Consider the following 19,212-nt stretch of genomic DNA (forward strand, 5'->3'; position numbering starts at 1 on the left):
TTCAAAAATCGTTCCACAAAAGGGTGGTGAGGGTAGTGTTTGTGATTATTTTAACATTTATTTTGTTTGAAAAAAATGCGATTAACCTTTTAGTTCCTCTAAGAAATTTTCCAAAGAATTCAGATCCGAGATCATCACCTCTCTGGCTTTGGCTCCGTTGAATCCTCCAACAATTCCAGAGGCTTCCAACTGATCCATGATTCTTCCCGCACGATTGTAGCCCAGTTTCAGCTGTCTTTGCAACATCGAGGTCGATCCTTGTTGGGTAGAAACCACTATTCTGGCTGCTTCTTCAAAAAGTGCATCTTTCTCGTTCGGGTCAAATCCTACGGTGCTGGCTTGGTTTTCTTCATTCGGAACTTCTGGCAATACAAATGCAGAGGCATATCCTTTTTGTTCCCCGATAAAGTCAACAATCTTCTCGACCTCCGGAGTGTCCACAAATGCACATTGCAAACGAAGGATTTCATTTCCATTAAAATAAAGCATGTCTCCTTTTCCAATCAATTGATCGGCTCCTGGAGAGTCTAAAATCGTTCTGGAATCGACCGAAGAAATTACTCTAAACGCAGCTCTTGCCGGGAAGTTGGCTTTGATCATCCCGGTAATTACATTTACCGAAGGTCTTTGTGTAGCAACAATCAGGTGTATGCCTACCGCTCTTGCCAGCTGTGCCAATCGGGCGATTGGATGTTCCACCTCTTTCCCTGCCGTCATAATCAGGTCGGCAAACTCGTCCACCACCAAAACAATGTAAGGCAAGTATCGATGTCCGTTTTCTGGATTGAGTTTTCTTTCGGAGAATTTTTTATTGTATTCTTTTATCGTTCTACAGAACGCATTTTTCAGCAATTCGTATCGGGTATCCATCTCGATGCACAAGGAGTTGAGCGTGTTGATTACCTTGTGGGTATCGGTGATGATGGCATCTTCGGCATCGGGCAATTTGGCCAAATAATGCCTCTCTATTTTTGAGTAGAGTGTAAGTTCAACTTTTTTAGGATCGACCATCACGAATTTCAATTCGCTAGGGTGTTTTTTGTACAACAACGAAGTAAGTATGGCATTGATCCCCACGGATTTTCCTTGTCCTGTAGCTCCTGCCATCAATAGGTGAGGCATTTTTGCCAAATCGGCCATGAAAATTTCGTTGGAGATGGTTTTTCCAAAAACAACAGGCAAATCCATATCGGTATTTTGGAACTTGTGCGAGTTGAGAACACTGCGCATGGAGACCATGGACGGATTTTTTCTTGGTACCTCAATTCCAATCGTTCCTTTGCCGGGCATGGGTGCGATGATCCTAATCCCAAGTGCCGAAAGGTTCAGAGCGATGTCGTCTTGTAATTTTTTTATGGAATTTACTCGGATTCCGTCTTCTGGGACTATTTCGTATAAAGTTACCGTTGGACCAATGGTTGCCTTAATTTGTTTGATGCCTACATTGAAATTCTTGAGAAGTCCAACAATTTTATTTTTATTTTCTTCTAACTCTTCTTGGTTGATGGAGATTTCCTCATTTCCATAATCTTTCAGTAAATCGGCGGTGGGGAATTGAAATCCAGCCAAATCCAAACGGTGGTCGTAAAGTCCGTGTTTTTCCACCAAATCGTTGGATTTTTGTTCGGGATCCAAAACCTCATCTTTTACTTCGGCAATTTCCACTTCGAAACCAACAGCTTCCGAAATGTTGGCAGCTTGTGGTTTTGGGTTGGTGTTTTGAGGTTCGGTTGTTTTTACAGGCGAAGGTGTCATTTCTACCACCGTAGAAGTTGGTGCAACAGCTTCTTCAAAAGAGGTGTTGTTGGGTGTTTTAATCTCGAAAGACGATGGACATTCTTTTGTTTTGTCAAAAGGACTGGGTCTTTTTTCAACAATTTGCTGGGTCGTTTCAGATTCTTTTTCTTCAACATCATTTTCTTCATCCACATCAAAATATTCTTCAGTTTCGGATTTTGGCATCATGGATTTTACCCTTCCAACGGTTTGTTCATTGATATCGTCTAATTTTTGCTTAACGGTACTGGGTCTTAGATTGAATTCTAACACAAAATACAAGAGAATGCTGAATACCAAAGCTACCCAAAGCCCTACGGAGCCAATGATGGACTCCAGGTAATCCATTATTTGATAGCCGTACACTCCACTGTAAGCGCCTTCGCCCTTGGTAATGGCTGCAATGAAAATGGGCAGCCAACAGATGAAAAATAAAGAATGTCCCAGGGTTTTCCAAGGTTTGAAGAAATTTTTCTTCATGATGAGGGTTCCCCATACAAACAGTAAGAAGGCAACAACAAAAGCGGCTAAACCAAAGGTGTCGAATACAAAGACATTGCCTAGCCAGTCGCCTAATTTGCCAAACCAACTGGTCGATCTTACCGTTTTATCCAATAATGCACCTCTCAAGCTTTGGTTGGCTTGCCAATTTTTCAGGAATGAAAAAAAGGAAATAACCATTACAACTGAGGTTGTAATTAAGGTTAAACCAAAAAATATTCTGGATTTCGAGAGGTAATTCGATGCCGTTTCGGCTTTGGTTTTTGTGGTAGATGTGTTTTTTTCCATAGTATCAATGATGGCAAATTTAAAGAAAAAATAACATGAAATTGAATTTGGAAATTATATTTTTTTAACTCTACGACTGTTGAAATAAAATATTTTTTGTTTTGATTTTTGGATAAAAAAACAAGTTCTTCACTTTCAAACTCATGCATCAAACATCGCGGATAAAATCTTCGTACTCCAAGAAAAACGCTTCGAAGGCGGACATTTTTTCGTTGAAAAATTCGAAAATTACAGGCCAAGAGTTTTTGTTGAAAACCGAAACCGAATCGATACCAATCCAAATTCTGGAGATGATTTTTTGATTGTTTAGGACATAAGTGTCGTCCTTTACAAACTCGCCAAGATAGTCTTGAAGTTGGTCTTCCAAAGACCAAATCTTATTATAATAAGCCTCCCGGAATAGTTCGTCCTTCATCTCTATGTCCAAAGAGACTTCGGCTTTTTTGTTATCGACATAAAACTTGAAAGCAAAATCTTTTATTTTGGTATCGTAGAGCATCCATTTTCTCGGAAAACTCTTTCCGAATGCGGTCCAGAACTCTTTTTTTAATTGTGCGGCTTCTTCTTTACTAAACATTTTGCAAATATTTTAAATAAATTTGAGTTTTCTATTACTTTTGCAAAAAATTTTCACATGCAGCATTTACACATTGTCGCTTTATTGCGTTTTAGGGAAAATCATTTAGAAGAAGCCAAAAAATTATTGACCCAATTGGTTACCGAAACCAGAAAAGAACCGGGTTGTTTGCAATACGATTTGATCGAAGACCGAGAGAAAAAAGCCACTTTTTTTATCGTTGAACGATGGGAGAGTCACGACCACCATGCCGAACATGGCAACGCTCCGCACCTGAGTTTTTTCCGTACTCAATCCATGCCGATGATCAAAGAAAGTACAGAAGTCTATCACGGTTACAAAATGTTTTAATGCAAGGGATATAAATAAGAACCCCTCCAACATCGTGTTAGAGGGGTTCTTTCTTTATAAAAAGTGTAGTGTGTCGTTCTTATTTTGCAGATACAGAGATTTGCATATCGATGTCGTCTTTTAGCAAGACATCTTGCATGGAGATTTTGTAAGAAACATCAAATTTTTGTCTGTCCCAAGCAAATTTGTTGGAAGCAATGGTTACAAGTCCTTTGTTGTTGGTAATGGTTGCAGGGAAAGAAACAACATTGGTTTTTCCTTTGATGGTCAAGTTACCGGTTACCAAATAATTGTATTTTTTATCGTTGTTTTTCTTTACAGAAGTAATTTTATAAGAAGCTGTAGGGTGCTTGTCAACTTCGAAGAAATCTCCGTTTTTCAAGTGGTTGTCCAATTTTGTTTTGTACTCACCGCTAAGGTCTGTTGTATTGATGGTATTCATGTCAAACACGAAAGATCCTCCCACTACTTGGTTTCCTTTCATCACAATGTTTCCGGATTTTACACCTAAAGTTCCGGTGTGAGAAGAGGCTTCGGTTTTAGCCAATTTGTAACCCCACCACTGGATGTTGGACGATACTACTTTTTTTGCTTGACCAAATGCCAAAGTTCCTGTAAGAACCGCTAGTAATGCTAACTTTTTCATTTTTTAATATTATTTTAATTTTTTTGTTGCCGCAAATTTATCAACTATTGTACCAATGCTCTGTTGATCTATGTTAAGAAATGATTTTTTGACATGACAAAAATCAAGTTTGATATGGATTTGATATGGCTAAAAGGGGTGGACGAAAAAATCCACCTCATATAAATAAGGTGGATGAATTGTTATCCGAATTGTATTTCAAGAGAACTTATTCCGGTTTGTAGGAGTCCTTCAAGGTTACCGTTCTGTTGAAAACCAATTTGTTGTCTGTAGAATCTTGGTCTTTGGTGAAATACCCAATTCTTTGAAACTGCAGAGGTTCTTCGACTTTTACATTTTTCAGTTCAGGCTCGGCATAGGCTGTGGTCAGCACCAAAGATTCTGGATTGATGTAGTCTAAAAAGTCGGTTTCTTTTTCGGCATCCGGTTGTTCTACCGTAAATAATCGATCGTACAATCTAACATCTACAGGCAAGGCGTGTTCTGCCGAAACCCAATGCAGCGTTCCTTTTACTTTTCTAAGGCTTTCTTCTGTACCGCTTCCGGATTTGGATTTTTCATCATACGATGCAAATATGGTCGTGATGTTGCCTTCTTGATCTTTTTCTACTCTTTCCGCTTTGATGATGTAGGCCGATTTCAAACGAACTTCGCCCCCCAACTTTAATCTGAAAAATTTATTGTTGGCTTCTTCCTTAAAGTCTTCTCTCTCGATGTACAACACTTTGGAGAAAGGTACTTTTCTTGTTCCTGCGTTAGGATCTTCAGGGTTGTTTTCTGTATCCAACCATTCTTCGTGGTTTTCAGGATAGTTTTCGATCACCAATTTCACGGGATCCATAACCACCATCATTCTTTTGGATACTTTGTTCAGGTCTTCTCTTACGCAGAATTCCAAAAGTTGAATGTCGATCAAATTTTCTCTTTTTGCTACTCCCACTTTTTCAATAAAATTGCGGATGGCTTTTGGAGTGTACCCTTTTCTTCTCATTCCGGAGATGGTCGGCATTCTTGGGTCGTCCCAACCGGTTACGGCATTTTCGGCCACCAATCGTTGCAATTTTCTTTTGGAAGTGATCATGTAGGTCACATTCATCCTGGCAAATTCTCTTTGCTTGTTTTTAACTTTAGATTCGTCATAGACCTGATCCAGATACCAGTTGTACAGAGGTCTGTGGTTTTCGAATTCCAAAGAACAAAGCGAGTGCGAAATTTGCTCCAGATAATCACTCTCTCCATGAGCCCAGTCGTACATCGGATAGATTTTCCATTCGGTACCCGTTCTGTGGTGCGGTCTTTTCAGGATTCTGTACATCACAGGATCTCTCATGTTCATGTTAGGGGAAGTCATATCGATTTTTGCACGAAGCGACATAGAGCCTTCTTCAAATTCTCCGTCTTTCATTTTTTGGAACAAGTCCAAAGATTCTTCGATCGGTCTATTTCTGTACGGGCTTTCAACTCCAGGTTCGGTAGGATTTTTTCTTTGTTCGGTGATCAATTCAGACGCTTGTTCGTCCACATAGGCTTTTCCGTCCTTGATCAGTTGTACGGCCCAGTCGTAAAGTTGTGAAAAATAATCTGAGGCATACAATTCTTTATCCCATTGGAAACCCAACCATGCGACATCTTTCTTGATGGAATCCACAAATTCTTGTTCTTCTTTCTCGGGGTTGGTGTCATCAAAACGAAGGTTGACCGGTGCATTGTATTTTAGTCCCAAACCAAAATTAATGCAAATGGCTTTGGTGTGTCCTACATGCAGGTATCCGTTGGGTTCTGGTGGGAAACGAAAACGCAATTGCTCTCTTCCCAAACCGTTGGCCAAATCTTCTTCTATAATTTGTTCAATAAAATTTAAAGGTTTTTTTTCTATATCCATGGATAAAAATATTGTAGCGCAAAGGTAATAAAAACAAGTTTGAAAGTGAAAAGTAAAATCAGGCTTTTTCCTAGTCAAAAAAACAGATATAGCCTTTATATTTGTTAGAAACTAAAACCCATAACCATGTCTATTTTTATCCTCAGCAACCGAAAAATTGTTAGAAATAAAGGCGAAAAGCAAGATTCTTTTTCTAACGACGAATATTCTTTACCCAATTTTAGAATTGCACGATGCAACATTGATCAGATACCGGATTCGAAAAATATTAAAAAGAAGGATTATAAAAACCGGGCCATTTTGGATTATAAAATTCTCTCCGAACCCGAAGATTATGGATATTCTAAAGTTTTGGATCTTTTATTGAAAGAAAAAGGGCTCAAGAACAGCCCGATAATTGCCGATAACCTCGGCGGAACGCAAAGGATGTTTTACGAATTGTACAAATCCATGGTGAATGCCGATAAGAAAGCTCGAGATGTCATGATTTTTATTCATGGATATGCCTATACTTTCGATGATGAGCTAAAAGCAATTTTGGATCTCAAGAAAATGTTTATAGACAATAAAAATACACCGATTGAAAATATTATTTTCATTTCATGGCCGGCCTCCAGCACGGTGTTCCCATTGACTTATTTCGATGATAAAATGATGAGCATCAACAGTGGACATTCTCTAATGCGTTTGTTTTATTTGTACACCCAATTTTTGAAGGAGATTTTTTCCAATAAAGACTTGGTGCCGTGCAATCAAAAAATACATTTGGTAGCCCATTCCATGGGGAATAGAGTGCTACAAAGCATGCTGTACAGTCTGAAAACGGAAAACATCAGTCGTGTCATCGATCAGGTAATCTTGATGAATGCCGATGTTACGGCTCGAGTGTTTGAAGAGTCCGAAGATTCCTTTTGTAAACTACCCAAATTAGCGAATAGAATTTCTATCTATATCAACAAGAAAGATTTGGTGCTGAATATTTCGCAATTTTCTAAAAACATCCTCTCACCGAGATTGGGGAAATCCGGACCTAGCAATTTTGAAAAACTGAAAGATGTGGTTTCGGTCATCGATTGTACCCATGCCAAAAACGACCTCAATTCATCCCTGAAAATGGAGTTGGGAGAACATTGGGGATATCTTTCCAGTTCATCGGTTCAGAAAGATATTTATGAAAACCTGAAAGGCACAGAAAAAACGCTGATTGCAAATCGAAAAAATATTGACGGCTCTACATTCGAGTTGTTGGCTTAAATTATTTTTTTGAAATACAATTGATCGCCTTCCAAATCGAGTTTGGAATCAAAATTATTGGTGTACAATGCTCCTGTCCCTAAACCTTGTGGCATGGGATTGTTTTTGGTGAATGTGTACTGGGCAATGGCATTCAGTCCGATGTTGCTTTCCAAAGCCGAAGTGATCCACCAGCCGATGTTTCGTTTTTCTGCAAGACCAATCCACTCGTCACAACTGGAGAAACCTCCTACCAATGCGGGTTTTAGGATGATGTATTGGGGTCTGATTTCCTCTAAAAGTTTAATTTTCTGTTCAAAATTTACTATGCCAATCAATTCTTCATCCAATGCGATTGAGGTGGGAGTGGTCGCGCAAAGCTTCTGCATATCCTCGATCTGACCGGCTTTTATGGGTTGTTCTATGGAATGGATTTTCAATTCTGCTAAGTCGTTAAGTACTTCTTTGGCTTGTTCAACTGAAAATCCACCGTTGGCATCCACACGGATTTCTAAAATGTTTTTGTTGTAACGGTTGCGCAATTCCTTTAGAATTTTCTTTTCTGCAGGCCAATCGACCCCGATCTTTAGCTTGATGCAATCAAAACCTTTGGATAATTTATCTTCAATTTGTTCGGTCATAAAATCAACCGACCCCATCCAGATCAATCCATTAATTTTTATGGCCTTATTTTGGGTGGTGAATGCTGAAGGGAAATACAAATCTCCTCCGTGTTTTAGGTTGAGGAAGGCTTGTTCCCATCCGAAAATAATGGAAGGATATTGGATCAGCTCTTTTTGTATGAACGCCTTATTTTGATTGATGTTTTCGCAAAGCCACTGCAGTTTTTCTTCATAATCGGGTAGGTCATCGCAGCTCAATCCTCGGAAAAGAGCACATTCTCCAATTCCTCTTTTGCCTTCGTGTTCTATGGTCAGAATGAAGGTTTCTTTGGTGTGCAGGATGCCTCTGGAGGTGCCGCTGGCTTGTTTGAATTGTAAACTATAAGGTTGAAAACGGGCTTTCATTTGGATAAAATTTAAAAAGAATTTCCAAAGCCAAGCTTTGGAAATTTTGTATTGTAATGAGCAAATTATTAATCTTTTACGGCATCCATTCTCATGAACTCTTCTGCTTTTTCTACCATTTTTTTAGATCCACAGAAGAAAGGAACTCTTTGGTGCAATTCGCTAGGTTCAATTTCCATAATTCTGTTAAACCCATCGCTGGCAATTCCGCCGGCTTGTTCTGTGATGAAGGCCATAGGATTGCATTCGTACAACAATCGTAATTTTCCGTTTGGTGCATTGGCGTAAGAAGGGTAGATGTATATCCCACCTTTGATCATGTTTCTATGGAAATCCGACACTAAAGAACCGATGTATCTTGAGGTGTAAGGCCTGTCACCTTCCATCATTTGGCAGTATTTCAAATAGTTTTTCACCCCTTGTGGGAATTTTATGTAATTTCCCTCGTTGATGGAGTATATTTTACCTTCTTCTGGGAATTTCATATTCGGGTGAGAGAGGTAATAGGTTCCCAAGCCTGGATCCAGTGTAAAACCGTTCACCCCGTTTCCTGTTGTAAAAACAATCATGGTCGATGATCCGTACACCACATAACCTGCAGCTACTTGCTGGGTTCCTTTTTGTAAGAAATCTTTCAGTTCAACAGGAGTTCCGGGTTCAGTAACTCTTCTGTAAATGGAGAAAATGGTACCCACAGAAACATTTACATCGATGTTTGAAGATCCGTCCAAAGGATCGATAAGAACAACATATTTGCTCATATCACCGTTGGCAGTGCTTTTTATTTCAATAAAATCATCGTTTTCTTCGGAGGCAATTCCACAAACGACTTCTCTTTGAGAAAGGGCTGCGATAAAAATTTCGTTGGCAATGACATCCAGTTTTTGTTGTTGCTCACCTTGTATGTTGGTGTTTCCTGCAACTCCTATGATGTTGGCAATCCCGGCTTTATTTACTTCTCTGTTTACAACTTTCGAGGCCAATCGTATGGCTGAAAGCAATCGAGAAAGTTCACCTGTAGAGTATTGAAAATCCTCTTGTTTGTCAATAATAAATTCGCCCAGCGTTTGTAAAGAATCGTCCATGAATCGTTTTTTTTTCAGAATTTTCCAAAATTCGTAAAATTTCACAATACAAAACAACTTATTTTCTAACTAATGATACATTTCATGTCCTTAGACAAAATGAATGTCGGAGTAGCAGAGTCTAATTTGTTTTCGGAGTGCTGATTACTATGATCGATAAGAGTTGTTTGGGATTTAAACTTATTCGTAATTATTCGTTTTTTTTATAAATGTTTTTGCATTAATTGGTAATTTTTAGCTTAATTTTAAATCTAAATTTTTATTTTTGAAGATTAAATTAAAAATTTCAAATCCAGAAAGTCGCAAACAGGTGATTTGCAAACAACTACAATGAAAGTATTCAAATTTGGTGGTGCATCGGTTAAAGATGCAGAAAGTATTAAAAATGTATCCTTGGTTTTGGAAAATCAAGGATTTGAAAATTGTCTGTTGGTGGTTTCCGCAATGGGGAAGACGACCAACGCTTTAGAATCGGTTGTCGAACTTTATTTTGATAAGAAGGACTATCACGATGCAATACAAACCATCAAAGTCAAACACATTGAAATTGCCGAGGGCCTTTTCCCAAAGGAACATCCTGTTTTCTCGGAAATAGCCTTGTTTTTTGACGATGTCGAATCTTTTTTAAGAAGAAACAAATCCCCAAATTTCAACTTTGTTTATGACCAAGTGGTGAGTTGTGGAGAAATGATTTCTTCTAAAATATTAAGCGAATACCTGAACGATATTCAGTTTTCTAACCAATGGTTGGATGCTAGAGATTTTATAAAAACCGATAACAATTACCGTGAAGGAACCATTGATTGGGAACTGACCACGGAAAATATTGAAGCATTGAATCCCAATTTGTGCTATGTAACACAAGGGTTTATCGGATCCGAGGAGAATAGCTTTTCCGTAACCTTGGGAAGGGAAGGATCCGACTATTCGGCAGCTGTTTTTGCATATTGTATGAATGCCGATTCCATGACGATTTGGAAAGATGTGCCCGGTGTGATGACAGGAGATCCCAGAAAGTTTGATCGTGTGTCTTTGCTTTCAAACATTTCGTATGAAGAAGCCATTGAAATGGCATATTACGGTGCATCGGTTATTCACCCCAAAACCTTGCAGCCGCTGCAACAAAAAAACATTCCTTTTTATGTGAAATCTTTTCTGAATCCAACAGAAGCAGGGACTAAAATTGGAAATTCTGAAAACAACCAAAAAGAAGAGTCGTACATATTGAAAGAAAATCAGCTTTTATTTCATATCGATACCAGAGATTTTTCTTTTATCGCAGAAGAGCACATGAGTGAGATTTTCTCCTATTTGGCACAATACAAAATCAAGGTGTCACTGATGCAGAATTCGGCGATTTCTCTTGCACTTTGTTTGGAAGATAAATTTGGGAATTATGAGCTGTTTTCCAAGAATTTAGAAAATAATTTCAATATAAAAGTGTATAAAAATGTTTCATTATTCACGGTAAGAAATGTAAGAATGGAAACCATAGACCAATTTTACAAAGGAAAAATCATCTTATTGGAGCAGATTTCTAGACAGACCTTACAAATGATCATTCAATCTTAAACACAACGATGAGCCTAGTTACCAAACAAGACTTGATAAAAGCAGCCGGACTAAATAAAATAGGATTTTTAAAAAATCCTGTGGCTTCGGCATTGATGAAGTTATCCAAGATTAATGAAGTCAACACGCTTTACGACAAATTAAAAGACAAAAAAGGTAAAGATTTCTTTGAGTCTTTTGTAAAAGAAAGAGATTTACGATACATCGTTTTTGAGGAAGATTTGGCTAAAATCCCAAAAACAGGCCCTTTTATTCTGGTCTCTAACCATCCGTTGGGTGCGATTGATGGGATATTGATGTGTAAAATATTGAGCGAAATCCGACCTGACTTCAAAGTGATGGGGAATTTTTTATTGTCCAAAATAAAACCTATGGAGCCGTATGTTATTGCGGTAAATCCTTTTGAAGGAAGAAAAGAATTGCACAGCTCTGTCAACGGGATGCGCGAAACGCTAAAACACCTTCAGGACGGAGGTTGTATCGGGATATTCCCGGCCGGTGAGGTATCTAACAAAAACAATCCTTACGGTGAGGTTTTAGATAAAGACTGGGAAAAACCTGCGCTGAAGCTGATAAAAATGGCGAAAGTGCCTGTGGTTCCTATGTATTTTCATGCTGTAAACTCTCCGTTGTTCTATAATATGGCCAAGTTGCATCCGGATTTGCAAACCCTACTTTTACCATCGGAAATGATGAATAAAAGAGAAGAACCGATCCGAGTTAGAATCGGTAAATCGGTTTCTGTAAAAGTGATGGAAGAGCAAGAAAGCATTGATGAACTGGGACAATTTCTGAAAGGAAAGGTCTATATGCTTCAATCTTATTTTGACCGTAGAAAGTCGGTTTCTGAAATATTAAAATTACCCAATTTGAAACTGAACTTTTCTCTAAATAAATCTGAAAATATCGTTCAGAACATCATTGACGAAACTCCTAAAGAAGATATTGTAAAAGAAGTCAATCGGTTGAAAAATACCGATAAAATGCTGTTTAGCAACGGAAATTACGATGTCTATTTTACCCGTTATGACGAAATTCCGTCCGTCATGAGGGAGATCGGAAGGCAGAGGGAACTTACATTTCGTGATGTAGGCGAAGGGAGCAATATGCCGTTTGATTTGGACGAATATGATAAACACTACCACCACATGTTTCTTTGGGACAATAACGAAGAAAAAATTGCGGGTGCTTACCGCATGGGATTGGGTTGTGAGATCATGAAAAAAATGGGTATTGATGGGTTTTATACCGCTTCTTTATTCGAATTTGATCAGGAATTGCAGCCGTTTTTCCGTAAGGTGATCGAGATGGGAAGAGCATATATTTCCAAGGAGTATCAGCAAAAGCCATTGCCTTTATTCTTGTTGTGGAGGGGGATTATTCATGTTTGTCTTAGAAATCCCGAACACAAATTCCTAATGGGTGGTGTGAGTATTTCCAATAAATTTTCAGAATTTTCAAAATCCTTGATTATTGAATTTATGCGATCGCATTATTACGATTCGGCAGTGGCTCAATATGTGCACCCAAAAAATGAATTCAAAGTAAAGTTAAGGGAAAGAGATCGTAATTTGTTTTTTGACGAATTGGAGGCCGATCTGAATAAATTGGATAGGATGATCGATGATCTGGAACCGGAAATGAGACTGCCGGTTCTTATTAAAAAGTATATCAAACAGAACGCAAAGGTCATTTCCTTTAATGTAGATCCCAGCTTCAACGATGCTATTGATGGATTGATGTACATTCGCATCAGTGAAATCCCTGAAAGTACTTTGAAACCGGTTTTGGAAGAGATAAGCGAACAGATTTCTAGAGAACAAGAAAATAATTCTGTTGATAATCAGTAGTTTTTATAAAATTTACAGAAAACAGTTGCAAGTTAGGGCAAAAGGTAATACTTTTGCCGCACGATAAATCAGAACAGGCTGTTTGTCTTAATGGTTTCTTAGCTCAGTTGGTAGAGCAACGGATTGAAAATCCGTGTGTCCCTGGTTCGATTCCTGGAGAAACCACAAACCACTCTTTTTTAAGGGTGGTTTTTTGTATTTTAATATACTCTAAAATTTGTAAATTCGCTCCTCGTAATAATAGTATGAAAACAGCAATAAGTGCATTAATGCTCATGGCTTCCGTCTGGAATTTCGCGCAAGGAATTAAATTTGAAGAAAATGCAAGCTTCAAATCCGTTTTAGAAAAAGCCAAGAAAGAGAAGAAAATCATTTTTATAGATGCTTACGCCTCATGGTGCGGTCCGTGTAAAATGATGACCAAAAATATTTTTCCACTAAAAACCGTGGGCGATTATTACAATAAAAACTTCATCAATTTGGCGATGGATATGGAAAAAGGAGAGGGAATGGGTATAGCACAAAAATACGGAGTAACCTCCTATCCGACTTATCTTTTTGTAAATGGAAATGGAGATCTCGTGCACAAGGATTTGGGCTATATGGAGGCCGATGCATTTGTAAAAGCCGGGGAAGAAGCGCAAAATACCCTAAAGCTTGGCAGTTTGAAAGAACGGTTCGAAAAAGGGGAATCGTCGCCGGATTTCTTAAAAAAAATAATCAAACAATATTACCAATCGGATTACGATTTGGCAAAAAAAGCATCCGAAAAATATTTTGCTCAAAAGTCGGGTGCACTCGATCAAGAGGAATTGGGATTGCTTTTTGGATTTATAAAAAATGAAGACGATCCGAATTTTATGTATGTTGAAAAACATTATTCTGAAATTGTAAAACTGGTTCCTGAACAATCACTGAAAAATTTTTTAACTCCATTGAGGTTAAAGGCGATCATTTCTAAGTCCCTCAACGATAATAAAGAGGTGAATGAAGCGTATTTTTTAGAAAAAACCATCCCACTTCTTGGTAAGATAGAAGCAGAAAATTATCTGAACCAATTAAAACTGAATCTTTTTCTGGAAAAAAAGCAGTACGATCGATATGAAAAACTAGCCCTGAACTTGTACCAAGATCCAGAAGCTAAAAATGTAAATGATTTGGCAGCAGCAGCAAAGGTTTTTGCCCTTCATATCAAAAATCCCGTTTCATTAAAAATGGCGCAAGTTTGGGCAGAAAAATCGGTGATGGTCAACGAAACAGCTGAAAACACCTATGCGTTAGCGAAACTTCTTTTTTTGAATGGAAAAAAACAAGAGGCTCGAGATTATGCAAAATTATCTAAAATTATCGCCGAAAAACAACAACAAAACGCAGACGAGATTGATCTCTTGATAAAAGAATTGCAATAAAATGAAAAAAATATTTTTTTTAACTTTTTTACTTTCAGTACTATCTGTTGAAGCCCAAAATAAACTTTATGCTAAAGGCAATGCTCTTTTTGCACCATTTGGGATCGTCAATATTGGATTAGAAAAGCAGGTGGCTCCAAAATATACCCTACAGGCAGAAGTTTTTGTCTCTCCTTGGAAATCTTTTGCGGGAAAAGACGCTCAGATTTTTATGTTCGGATTGGACGGAAGGTACTATTTTAACGAGGCTTTCAAGTCTTGGTATGTCGGGGCAAATGCAAGTCTAACTTATTTTAAAATTCAAAAATGGAATTATTGGAACGATAATGTTTTCCAGTTGGATGCTACAACAAAACCGTATATTAATTCCAACCTCTACCAAGAAGGTTTTGGCTTTATGTTGGGCGCTGTTGTAGGGTATCAGTTTCAATTGTCAGAAAAATGGCTTATGGATTTTTATGCAGGTTTTGGATCGGTTCAGGAGTTTTACAAAGGATACGATAAGATTTCAGGCGAACGATACGACGATCCTTACCATACAAGAGTGTGGAATAGAAGTGGAGAATTCTTACCCTACAAGGGTGGTGTGATGATCTCTTATCAACTAAAATAAATTTAAATAAAATTGTAAATCAATATGAATTTTAAAGGTGTAAAACTGTATCTCTCTATGCTAATCGCCTTTGTGGTGGTCTTTTTGATGAACTACTTGGGATCCGATGCCGACGATCGATTGTACAGAGCGTTGCTCAACGGATTGGCCGGTGGTATCGGTTTGGGTATTAGTTTGTGGTACATGAGCAGGAAGAATAACGATGACCATCATCAGATGGATTAAAAAAAAGAAAAATCCTTTTTCAGAAATTTGAAAAAGGATTTTTTATTAGCGATCGTTTTAGTTTATTTCAATCGTTCTGCAGTCGATTTTGAGAATTCCAGAAATTAGGCAAGTACCAAAGTGCAAACGATCTGTGGCGAAGGAGAATTTTATTTTCTCTTAGAGCCTGTTTAGAAACAATCGAATTATTATTTCGGTGAAATTTTAAACGGGTTCTTAATTTTTGTGGATTCTGGCTCTTTCATATTGCACAGGAAAATAGCAGTTTTCTCCGTTTTGTTGAGCGTTTTGACTGGCGAGGTACGGATTTCGAAGTAATTCTCGTGCTACGAATACCAAATCGGCTTCTTGTTTTTGTAAAATTTCTTCTGCTTGTTCGGCATTTTTTATCAAACCAACAGCGCCGGTCTTCATTCCTGTTTTCTCACGGATTTCCGCAGCAAAAGGAACTTGGTAACCATCAAACAAAGTAATTCTTGCTCCGTGGACATTGCCACCACTGGAAACATCGATCAAATCTACATTTTTAGATTTCAATACTTCGGATAATTTTACACTGTCGTCTAAGCTCCATCCGTTTTCGGTATATTCTGTTGCCGAAATCCGAACGAAAAGGGGGTGGTTTTCATCCAAAATGGCATTCACTTCATCCACCACTTCTATTAAAAAACGAATTCTATTTTCAAAACTACCACCGTATTCATCGGCTCTGGAGTTGGAAAGTGGCGAGAGAAATTGGTGTAAAAGATACCCGTGTGCAGCATGAATTTCAATCACATCAAATCCGGCATTTACCGATCGTATAGCCGCATTTTTAAAGTCAATTGTTATTTGTGCAATTTCCTCTTTTGTTAGTTCGTGAGGGGGTCTTTCTCCTTCCAGATAAGGGGTTTTACTGGGAGCTACCGTTTCCCAACCTTCTTCCAAAGACAATTGTACCCCATTCCAAGTGGATGCTTTTCTCCCCGCATGCGCAAGCTGAATTCCGGTTTTAGATGAGGTGTTTTCGTGGATGTATTTGTTTATTCTTTTTAACGATTCGGCTTGTTCGTCGTTCCAAATTCCAAGACATTTGTGCGTGATTCTTCCTTCGGGAACAATGCCGCTGGCTTCTACCATGACCAATCCTATTCCGCCATGAGCTCTACTGATATAATGAACGAAATGAAAATCGTTGGCCACTCCATTTTCAGCAGAATACATGCACATGGGCGACATTACCCAACGGTTTTCCAGTGTTAAATTTCTAAGCGTTAGTGTTTCGTAGAGTTTCATAATGATTATTTTGGGTAAATATAACCAATATTGAGAGAGTTTTTTGTCGAAATTAAAGGAATTTTGGAAGAAAACATGCTGATTTTCTTAAAAGTGTTTTAAAATTTCAAATTAAATACAGTATTTTTACCCTCCGATTTTATTTAAGATGGAAAAAGAACTGAAAATCAATTTCGAGATTATTGAAGATAAAAATAGTTTGAATGCTATTGAAAATAAACTGTACAATGCCGCTATGGAAGCCCGAACCAAGGCATATGCCGTTTACTCCAATTTTTGGGTAGGTTGTGCCATTTTGTTGGAAAATGGCGAAGTGGTAACAGGAAGCAATCAAGAAAATGCTGCATATCCTACCGGTTCTTGTGCCGAAAGGACGGCTATTTTTTGGGCTTCGGCCAATTATCCAAATATGAAAATTGAGAAATTATTCGTTATTGGAGCTCCCAAAGATGCTTTGAAATCGGTTCCTATTCCGCCTTGTGGCAATTGCCGACAAACCATTTTGGAGTATGAGGTGAAGCAAGATGAAAATATTGAAATTTATTTTGCCTCCTTGGATGGGGAGATCTACAAAACCAAATCCATCCGAAGTCTTTTACCGTTTTCTTTTGACGCTTCGTATTTGTAAGAGCCACGGTATTCGCTTTTTAATAACTATGTGAAAAATTTATTTTCTATGATATCTTTTATTCATTATTTTACTTAAAAAGTCTATGAATCTATGGGGTTTAATATTTTCACCACATAGTCACATAGGTTTTTGGTATGTAATAGAGGATTCTCATAGAAGCATTGCTTTCACAATAGCATAAAATTTATATGCGAACGCCGTTGTAAAGAGCAAAATATTTTTTAGCATTCAATAATATAATCTATCTTTGCACAAGTTTTGGAAAAGGGAATGGTGTGCAATTCACCAACTGTCCCCGCAACTGTAAAAGCTGCTGCCATATTTTGGTAAAGAACGACAAATAATCCACTGATTTTTTCGGGAAGGAGTCGTTTAGCTAAGTCAGGAAACCTTGCCATAACCTTTGATTATTACAACTTTCGGAGGAAAAGTAGATTTTTATGAAGACAAAATTAGCATTTGCAGCACTGCTCTGCGCACATTTTTTTTACTCCCAGGAGAAGGAAGTGAAAATTGATACGGTCGTTATTTTCGATAAAAAATTATCCGGACAAGATCGTTTTCACTCTATTCAAAAAATCTCTCCGGATCAAGTTCTAAAAAACGCCACCAACCTATCAGAAGTTTTACGATTCCAAACGCCAATTTATATCAAAGAGAACGGTAGAGGCTCTGTATCTTCGCCTTCATTTCGTGGGACCACAGCTCAGCAAACGGCTTTTTTGTGGAACGGGCTTAACATTAATTCGGTTTTTTTAGGTCAAGGAGATATCAACAACATTGGTTTTTTATTGGCCGATGAGCTCAGCGTGAAGTCCGGTGGAGGATCGGTGATGTACGGATCTGCAGCGATTGGTGGAAGCATTCACCTGAACAATACTTTGACTTTTAACAAAGGATTTAGAAATCAACTCTATTCGGAAGCCGCTTCATACGGTACTTTTCAAAATATTTTAAAAACTTCGTACAGCAACGATCAGTTCAGCGTTCAGCTCTCGGCTCATCATGGTATTAGCGAAAATGATTATCATGTTGATGAAGTAAACTATACCAACTGGAACGGAAAATTCAGCAACGGAGCGGTTAATTTGGGTTTGGCGTATAAAATAAATCCTCAGCATCAAATTTCGTGGATCTCCGAATATTACAAGGGAAATCAACACTTTCCGATTTTTGATCCAGGACAAACGAAATCCAAATACCTGAGTACTAATTTTAGAACACTCGGGTTGTGGGATTGGACTTCTGAAAAATTCAACAATCATCTGCGATTGGCATTTACCGAAGACGAGTTTCAGTATTTTCAGGATAAAAATGGATTGCAAAGTTCCGGCGGTACCGCCAAGAATTTCATCCTGAAAAACGATTTTGATTTTGATTTTTCCAAACAAGTATCTTTAAATGTTGTGGCCGAACTTCAGCAAAATAAAGCCCAAGGTTATCTTTCCGGAATCGATGAGGTAAGCCGTTCGGTGTTTTCAGGAGCTGCGCTTTTGAGGTATCAACCCACAGCTGATTTTCAGTTTGAAGCAGGAACAAAAAAAGAATCTGTACAAAAAATAAAATCGCCGTGGTTGTTTTCATTTGCCGGAAAATGGTCGGCATTGCCGAATTTCCAAACAGCCATTTCGGTTTCTAAAAATTTTAGATATCCCTCGTTCAACGATTTGTATTTTCAACCCGGAGGAAATCTCGATTTGCAACCGGAAACTTCCATGCAATACGAATGGAAAAACGAATGGAAGAATAGAAATTTTTCCTTTAGCCTAACTCCATATTTTATGGATATTTCCGATATGATCCGTTGGTTGCCCACTTCTGAGGGATATTGGAAGGCGTTCAATACCAATAAAGTACAATCTTACGGTGTAGAAACTCTGTTTACTTTTCAAAAAAAATGGAACGATCATTCGGTGAAAGCTTCTTTGGGCTATGCGTACACAAAATCCATCAACCAAGAAACCCGTATGCAATTGATGTATGTGCCGTATCACAAAGGCAACGGAATGGTTGAATATCAGTACAAGAAAAATAAAATTTATTTGCAGGCTTTGGCCAACGGAAAAACCTATACCGATAGTATGCAAAAGGAGATGGATGCATTGCAACCCTATTTTATCCTGAATTCCGGAATCGAATTTCCTTGGACTGCGCATGTTGTTGTGGGTGCGAAAGTGAATAACATCTTCAGTGAGGTATATGCAACAACAGCGTATTATTATATGCCAACCAGAAATTTTTCAGCAACCTTGAAACTTAACTTTTAAAAA

At 38.1% G+C, this 19,212-nt stretch carries 16 protein-coding genes, 1 tRNA gene and 1 riboswitch; of the genes, 10 read left to right on the top strand and 7 right to left on the bottom strand.

The window, feature by feature from the left end:
• Positions 1-81: 81 nt before the first annotated feature.
• Positions 82-2,565, bottom strand: coding sequence for an FtsK/SpoIIIE family DNA translocase (locus tag H9Q20_RS10000; RefSeq protein WP_187477640.1), 2,484 nt, complete (start codon positions 2,563-2,565; stop codon positions 82-84).
• A gap of 148 nt (positions 2,566-2,713) precedes the next feature.
• The gene (locus H9Q20_RS10005; protein WP_124639755.1) at positions 2,714-3,142 is read right to left on the bottom strand and encodes a DUF4268 domain-containing protein; all 429 of its coding nucleotides are present in this window, start codon (positions 3,140-3,142) and stop codon (positions 2,714-2,716) included.
• A gap of 57 nt (positions 3,143-3,199) precedes the next feature.
• Here H9Q20_RS10005 and H9Q20_RS10010 point away from each other — a divergent pair, with 57 nt between their 5' ends.
• Entirely contained in the window at positions 3,200-3,493 is a 294-nt protein-coding gene (locus H9Q20_RS10010) for a putative quinol monooxygenase (protein WP_124639757.1), read from the top strand.
• Positions 3,494-3,572: 79 nt separating this feature from the next.
• On the opposite strand, the gene H9Q20_RS10015 is transcribed toward H9Q20_RS10010, so the two are convergent.
• Both H9Q20_RS10015 and H9Q20_RS10020 read right to left on the bottom strand, forming a co-directional pair.
• Entirely contained in the window at positions 3,573-4,139 is a 567-nt protein-coding gene (locus H9Q20_RS10015) for a YceI family protein (RefSeq protein ID WP_124639759.1), read from the bottom strand.
• A gap of 208 nt (positions 4,140-4,347) precedes the next feature.
• Positions 4,348-6,021, bottom strand: coding sequence for a glutamine--tRNA ligase/YqeY domain fusion protein (locus H9Q20_RS10020; RefSeq protein WP_124639761.1), 1,674 nt, complete (start codon positions 6,019-6,021; stop codon positions 4,348-4,350).
• Positions 6,022-6,147: 126 nt separating this feature from the next.
• On the opposite strand from H9Q20_RS10020, the gene H9Q20_RS10025 reads away from it, so the two are divergent.
• Positions 6,148-7,275: an alpha/beta hydrolase gene (locus H9Q20_RS10025; RefSeq protein WP_187477641.1), complete on the top strand. Its 1,128-nt coding sequence runs from the start codon at positions 6,148-6,150 to the stop codon at positions 7,273-7,275.
• Here the strand turns inward: H9Q20_RS10025 and H9Q20_RS10030 are convergent.
• Both H9Q20_RS10030 and fbp read right to left on the bottom strand, forming a co-directional pair.
• Entirely contained in the window at positions 7,272-8,282 is a 1,011-nt protein-coding gene (locus tag H9Q20_RS10030) for an o-succinylbenzoate synthase (RefSeq protein WP_124639765.1), read from the bottom strand. The genes H9Q20_RS10025 and H9Q20_RS10030 overlap by 4 nt on opposite strands.
• A 68-nt stretch (positions 8,283-8,350) precedes the next feature.
• Positions 8,351-9,367 carry a class 1 fructose-bisphosphatase gene (gene fbp / locus H9Q20_RS10035; RefSeq protein ID WP_124639767.1) on the bottom strand — a complete coding sequence of 339 codons (1,017 nt, stop codon included), beginning with the start codon at positions 9,365-9,367 and terminating at the stop codon, positions 8,351-8,353.
• A gap of 330 nt (positions 9,368-9,697) precedes the next feature.
• Here fbp and H9Q20_RS10040 point away from each other — a divergent pair, with 330 nt between their 5' ends.
• The 6 genes from H9Q20_RS10040 (at position 9,698) to H9Q20_RS10065 (ending at position 15,036) form a co-directional block, all read left to right on the top strand.
• On the top strand, positions 9,698-10,939 hold the full coding sequence (locus tag H9Q20_RS10040; RefSeq protein ID WP_187477642.1) for an aspartate kinase: 1,242 nt from the start codon (positions 9,698-9,700) through the stop codon (positions 10,937-10,939).
• 8 nt (positions 10,940-10,947) lie between these two features.
• Positions 10,948-12,789 (top strand): lysophospholipid acyltransferase family protein, encoded by a 1,842-nt coding sequence (locus tag H9Q20_RS10045; protein WP_187477643.1) that lies wholly within the window; start codon positions 10,948-10,950, stop codon positions 12,787-12,789.
• Between the two features lie 92 nt (positions 12,790-12,881).
• Positions 12,882-12,954, top strand: a tRNA-Phe gene (locus tag H9Q20_RS10050).
• A gap of 80 nt (positions 12,955-13,034) precedes the next feature.
• Positions 13,035-14,198: a thioredoxin fold domain-containing protein gene (locus H9Q20_RS10055; protein ID WP_124639773.1), complete on the top strand. Its 1,164-nt coding sequence runs from the start codon at positions 13,035-13,037 to the stop codon at positions 14,196-14,198.
• Between the two features lies 1 nt (position 14,199).
• On the top strand, positions 14,200-14,811 hold the full coding sequence (locus tag H9Q20_RS10060) for a DUF3575 domain-containing protein (protein ID WP_187477644.1): 612 nt from the start codon (positions 14,200-14,202) through the stop codon (positions 14,809-14,811).
• Positions 14,812-14,835: 24 nt separating this feature from the next.
• A complete protein-coding gene (locus H9Q20_RS10065) occupies positions 14,836-15,036 on the top strand; it encodes a hypothetical protein (protein WP_124639778.1) in 201 nt (66 codons plus the stop codon).
• 216 nt (positions 15,037-15,252) lie between these two features.
• On the opposite strand, the gene namA is transcribed toward H9Q20_RS10065, so the two are convergent.
• Positions 15,253-16,311, bottom strand: coding sequence for an NADPH dehydrogenase NamA (gene namA / locus H9Q20_RS10070; protein ID WP_187477645.1), 1,059 nt, complete (start codon positions 16,309-16,311; stop codon positions 15,253-15,255).
• Between the two features lie 148 nt (positions 16,312-16,459).
• Between namA and H9Q20_RS10075 the strand changes: the two genes are divergently transcribed.
• Both H9Q20_RS10075 and H9Q20_RS10080 read left to right on the top strand, forming a co-directional pair.
• Positions 16,460-16,939: a cytidine deaminase gene (locus H9Q20_RS10075; RefSeq protein ID WP_124639782.1), complete on the top strand. Its 480-nt coding sequence runs from the start codon at positions 16,460-16,462 to the stop codon at positions 16,937-16,939.
• 234 nt (positions 16,940-17,173) lie between these two features.
• Positions 17,174-17,355, top strand: a riboswitch (cobalamin riboswitch).
• 27 nt (positions 17,356-17,382) lie between these two features.
• Positions 17,383-19,209, top strand: a complete 1,827-nt coding sequence (locus H9Q20_RS10080; RefSeq protein ID WP_187477646.1) for a TonB-dependent receptor plug domain-containing protein — start codon at positions 17,383-17,385, stop codon at positions 19,207-19,209.
• The last annotated feature ends 3 nt before the right edge of the window (positions 19,210-19,212 follow it).

It is taken from the genome of Amniculibacterium sp. G2-70, assembly GCF_014353055.1.
Lineage (GTDB): Bacteria > Bacteroidota > Bacteroidia > Flavobacteriales > Weeksellaceae > Amniculibacterium > Amniculibacterium aquaticum.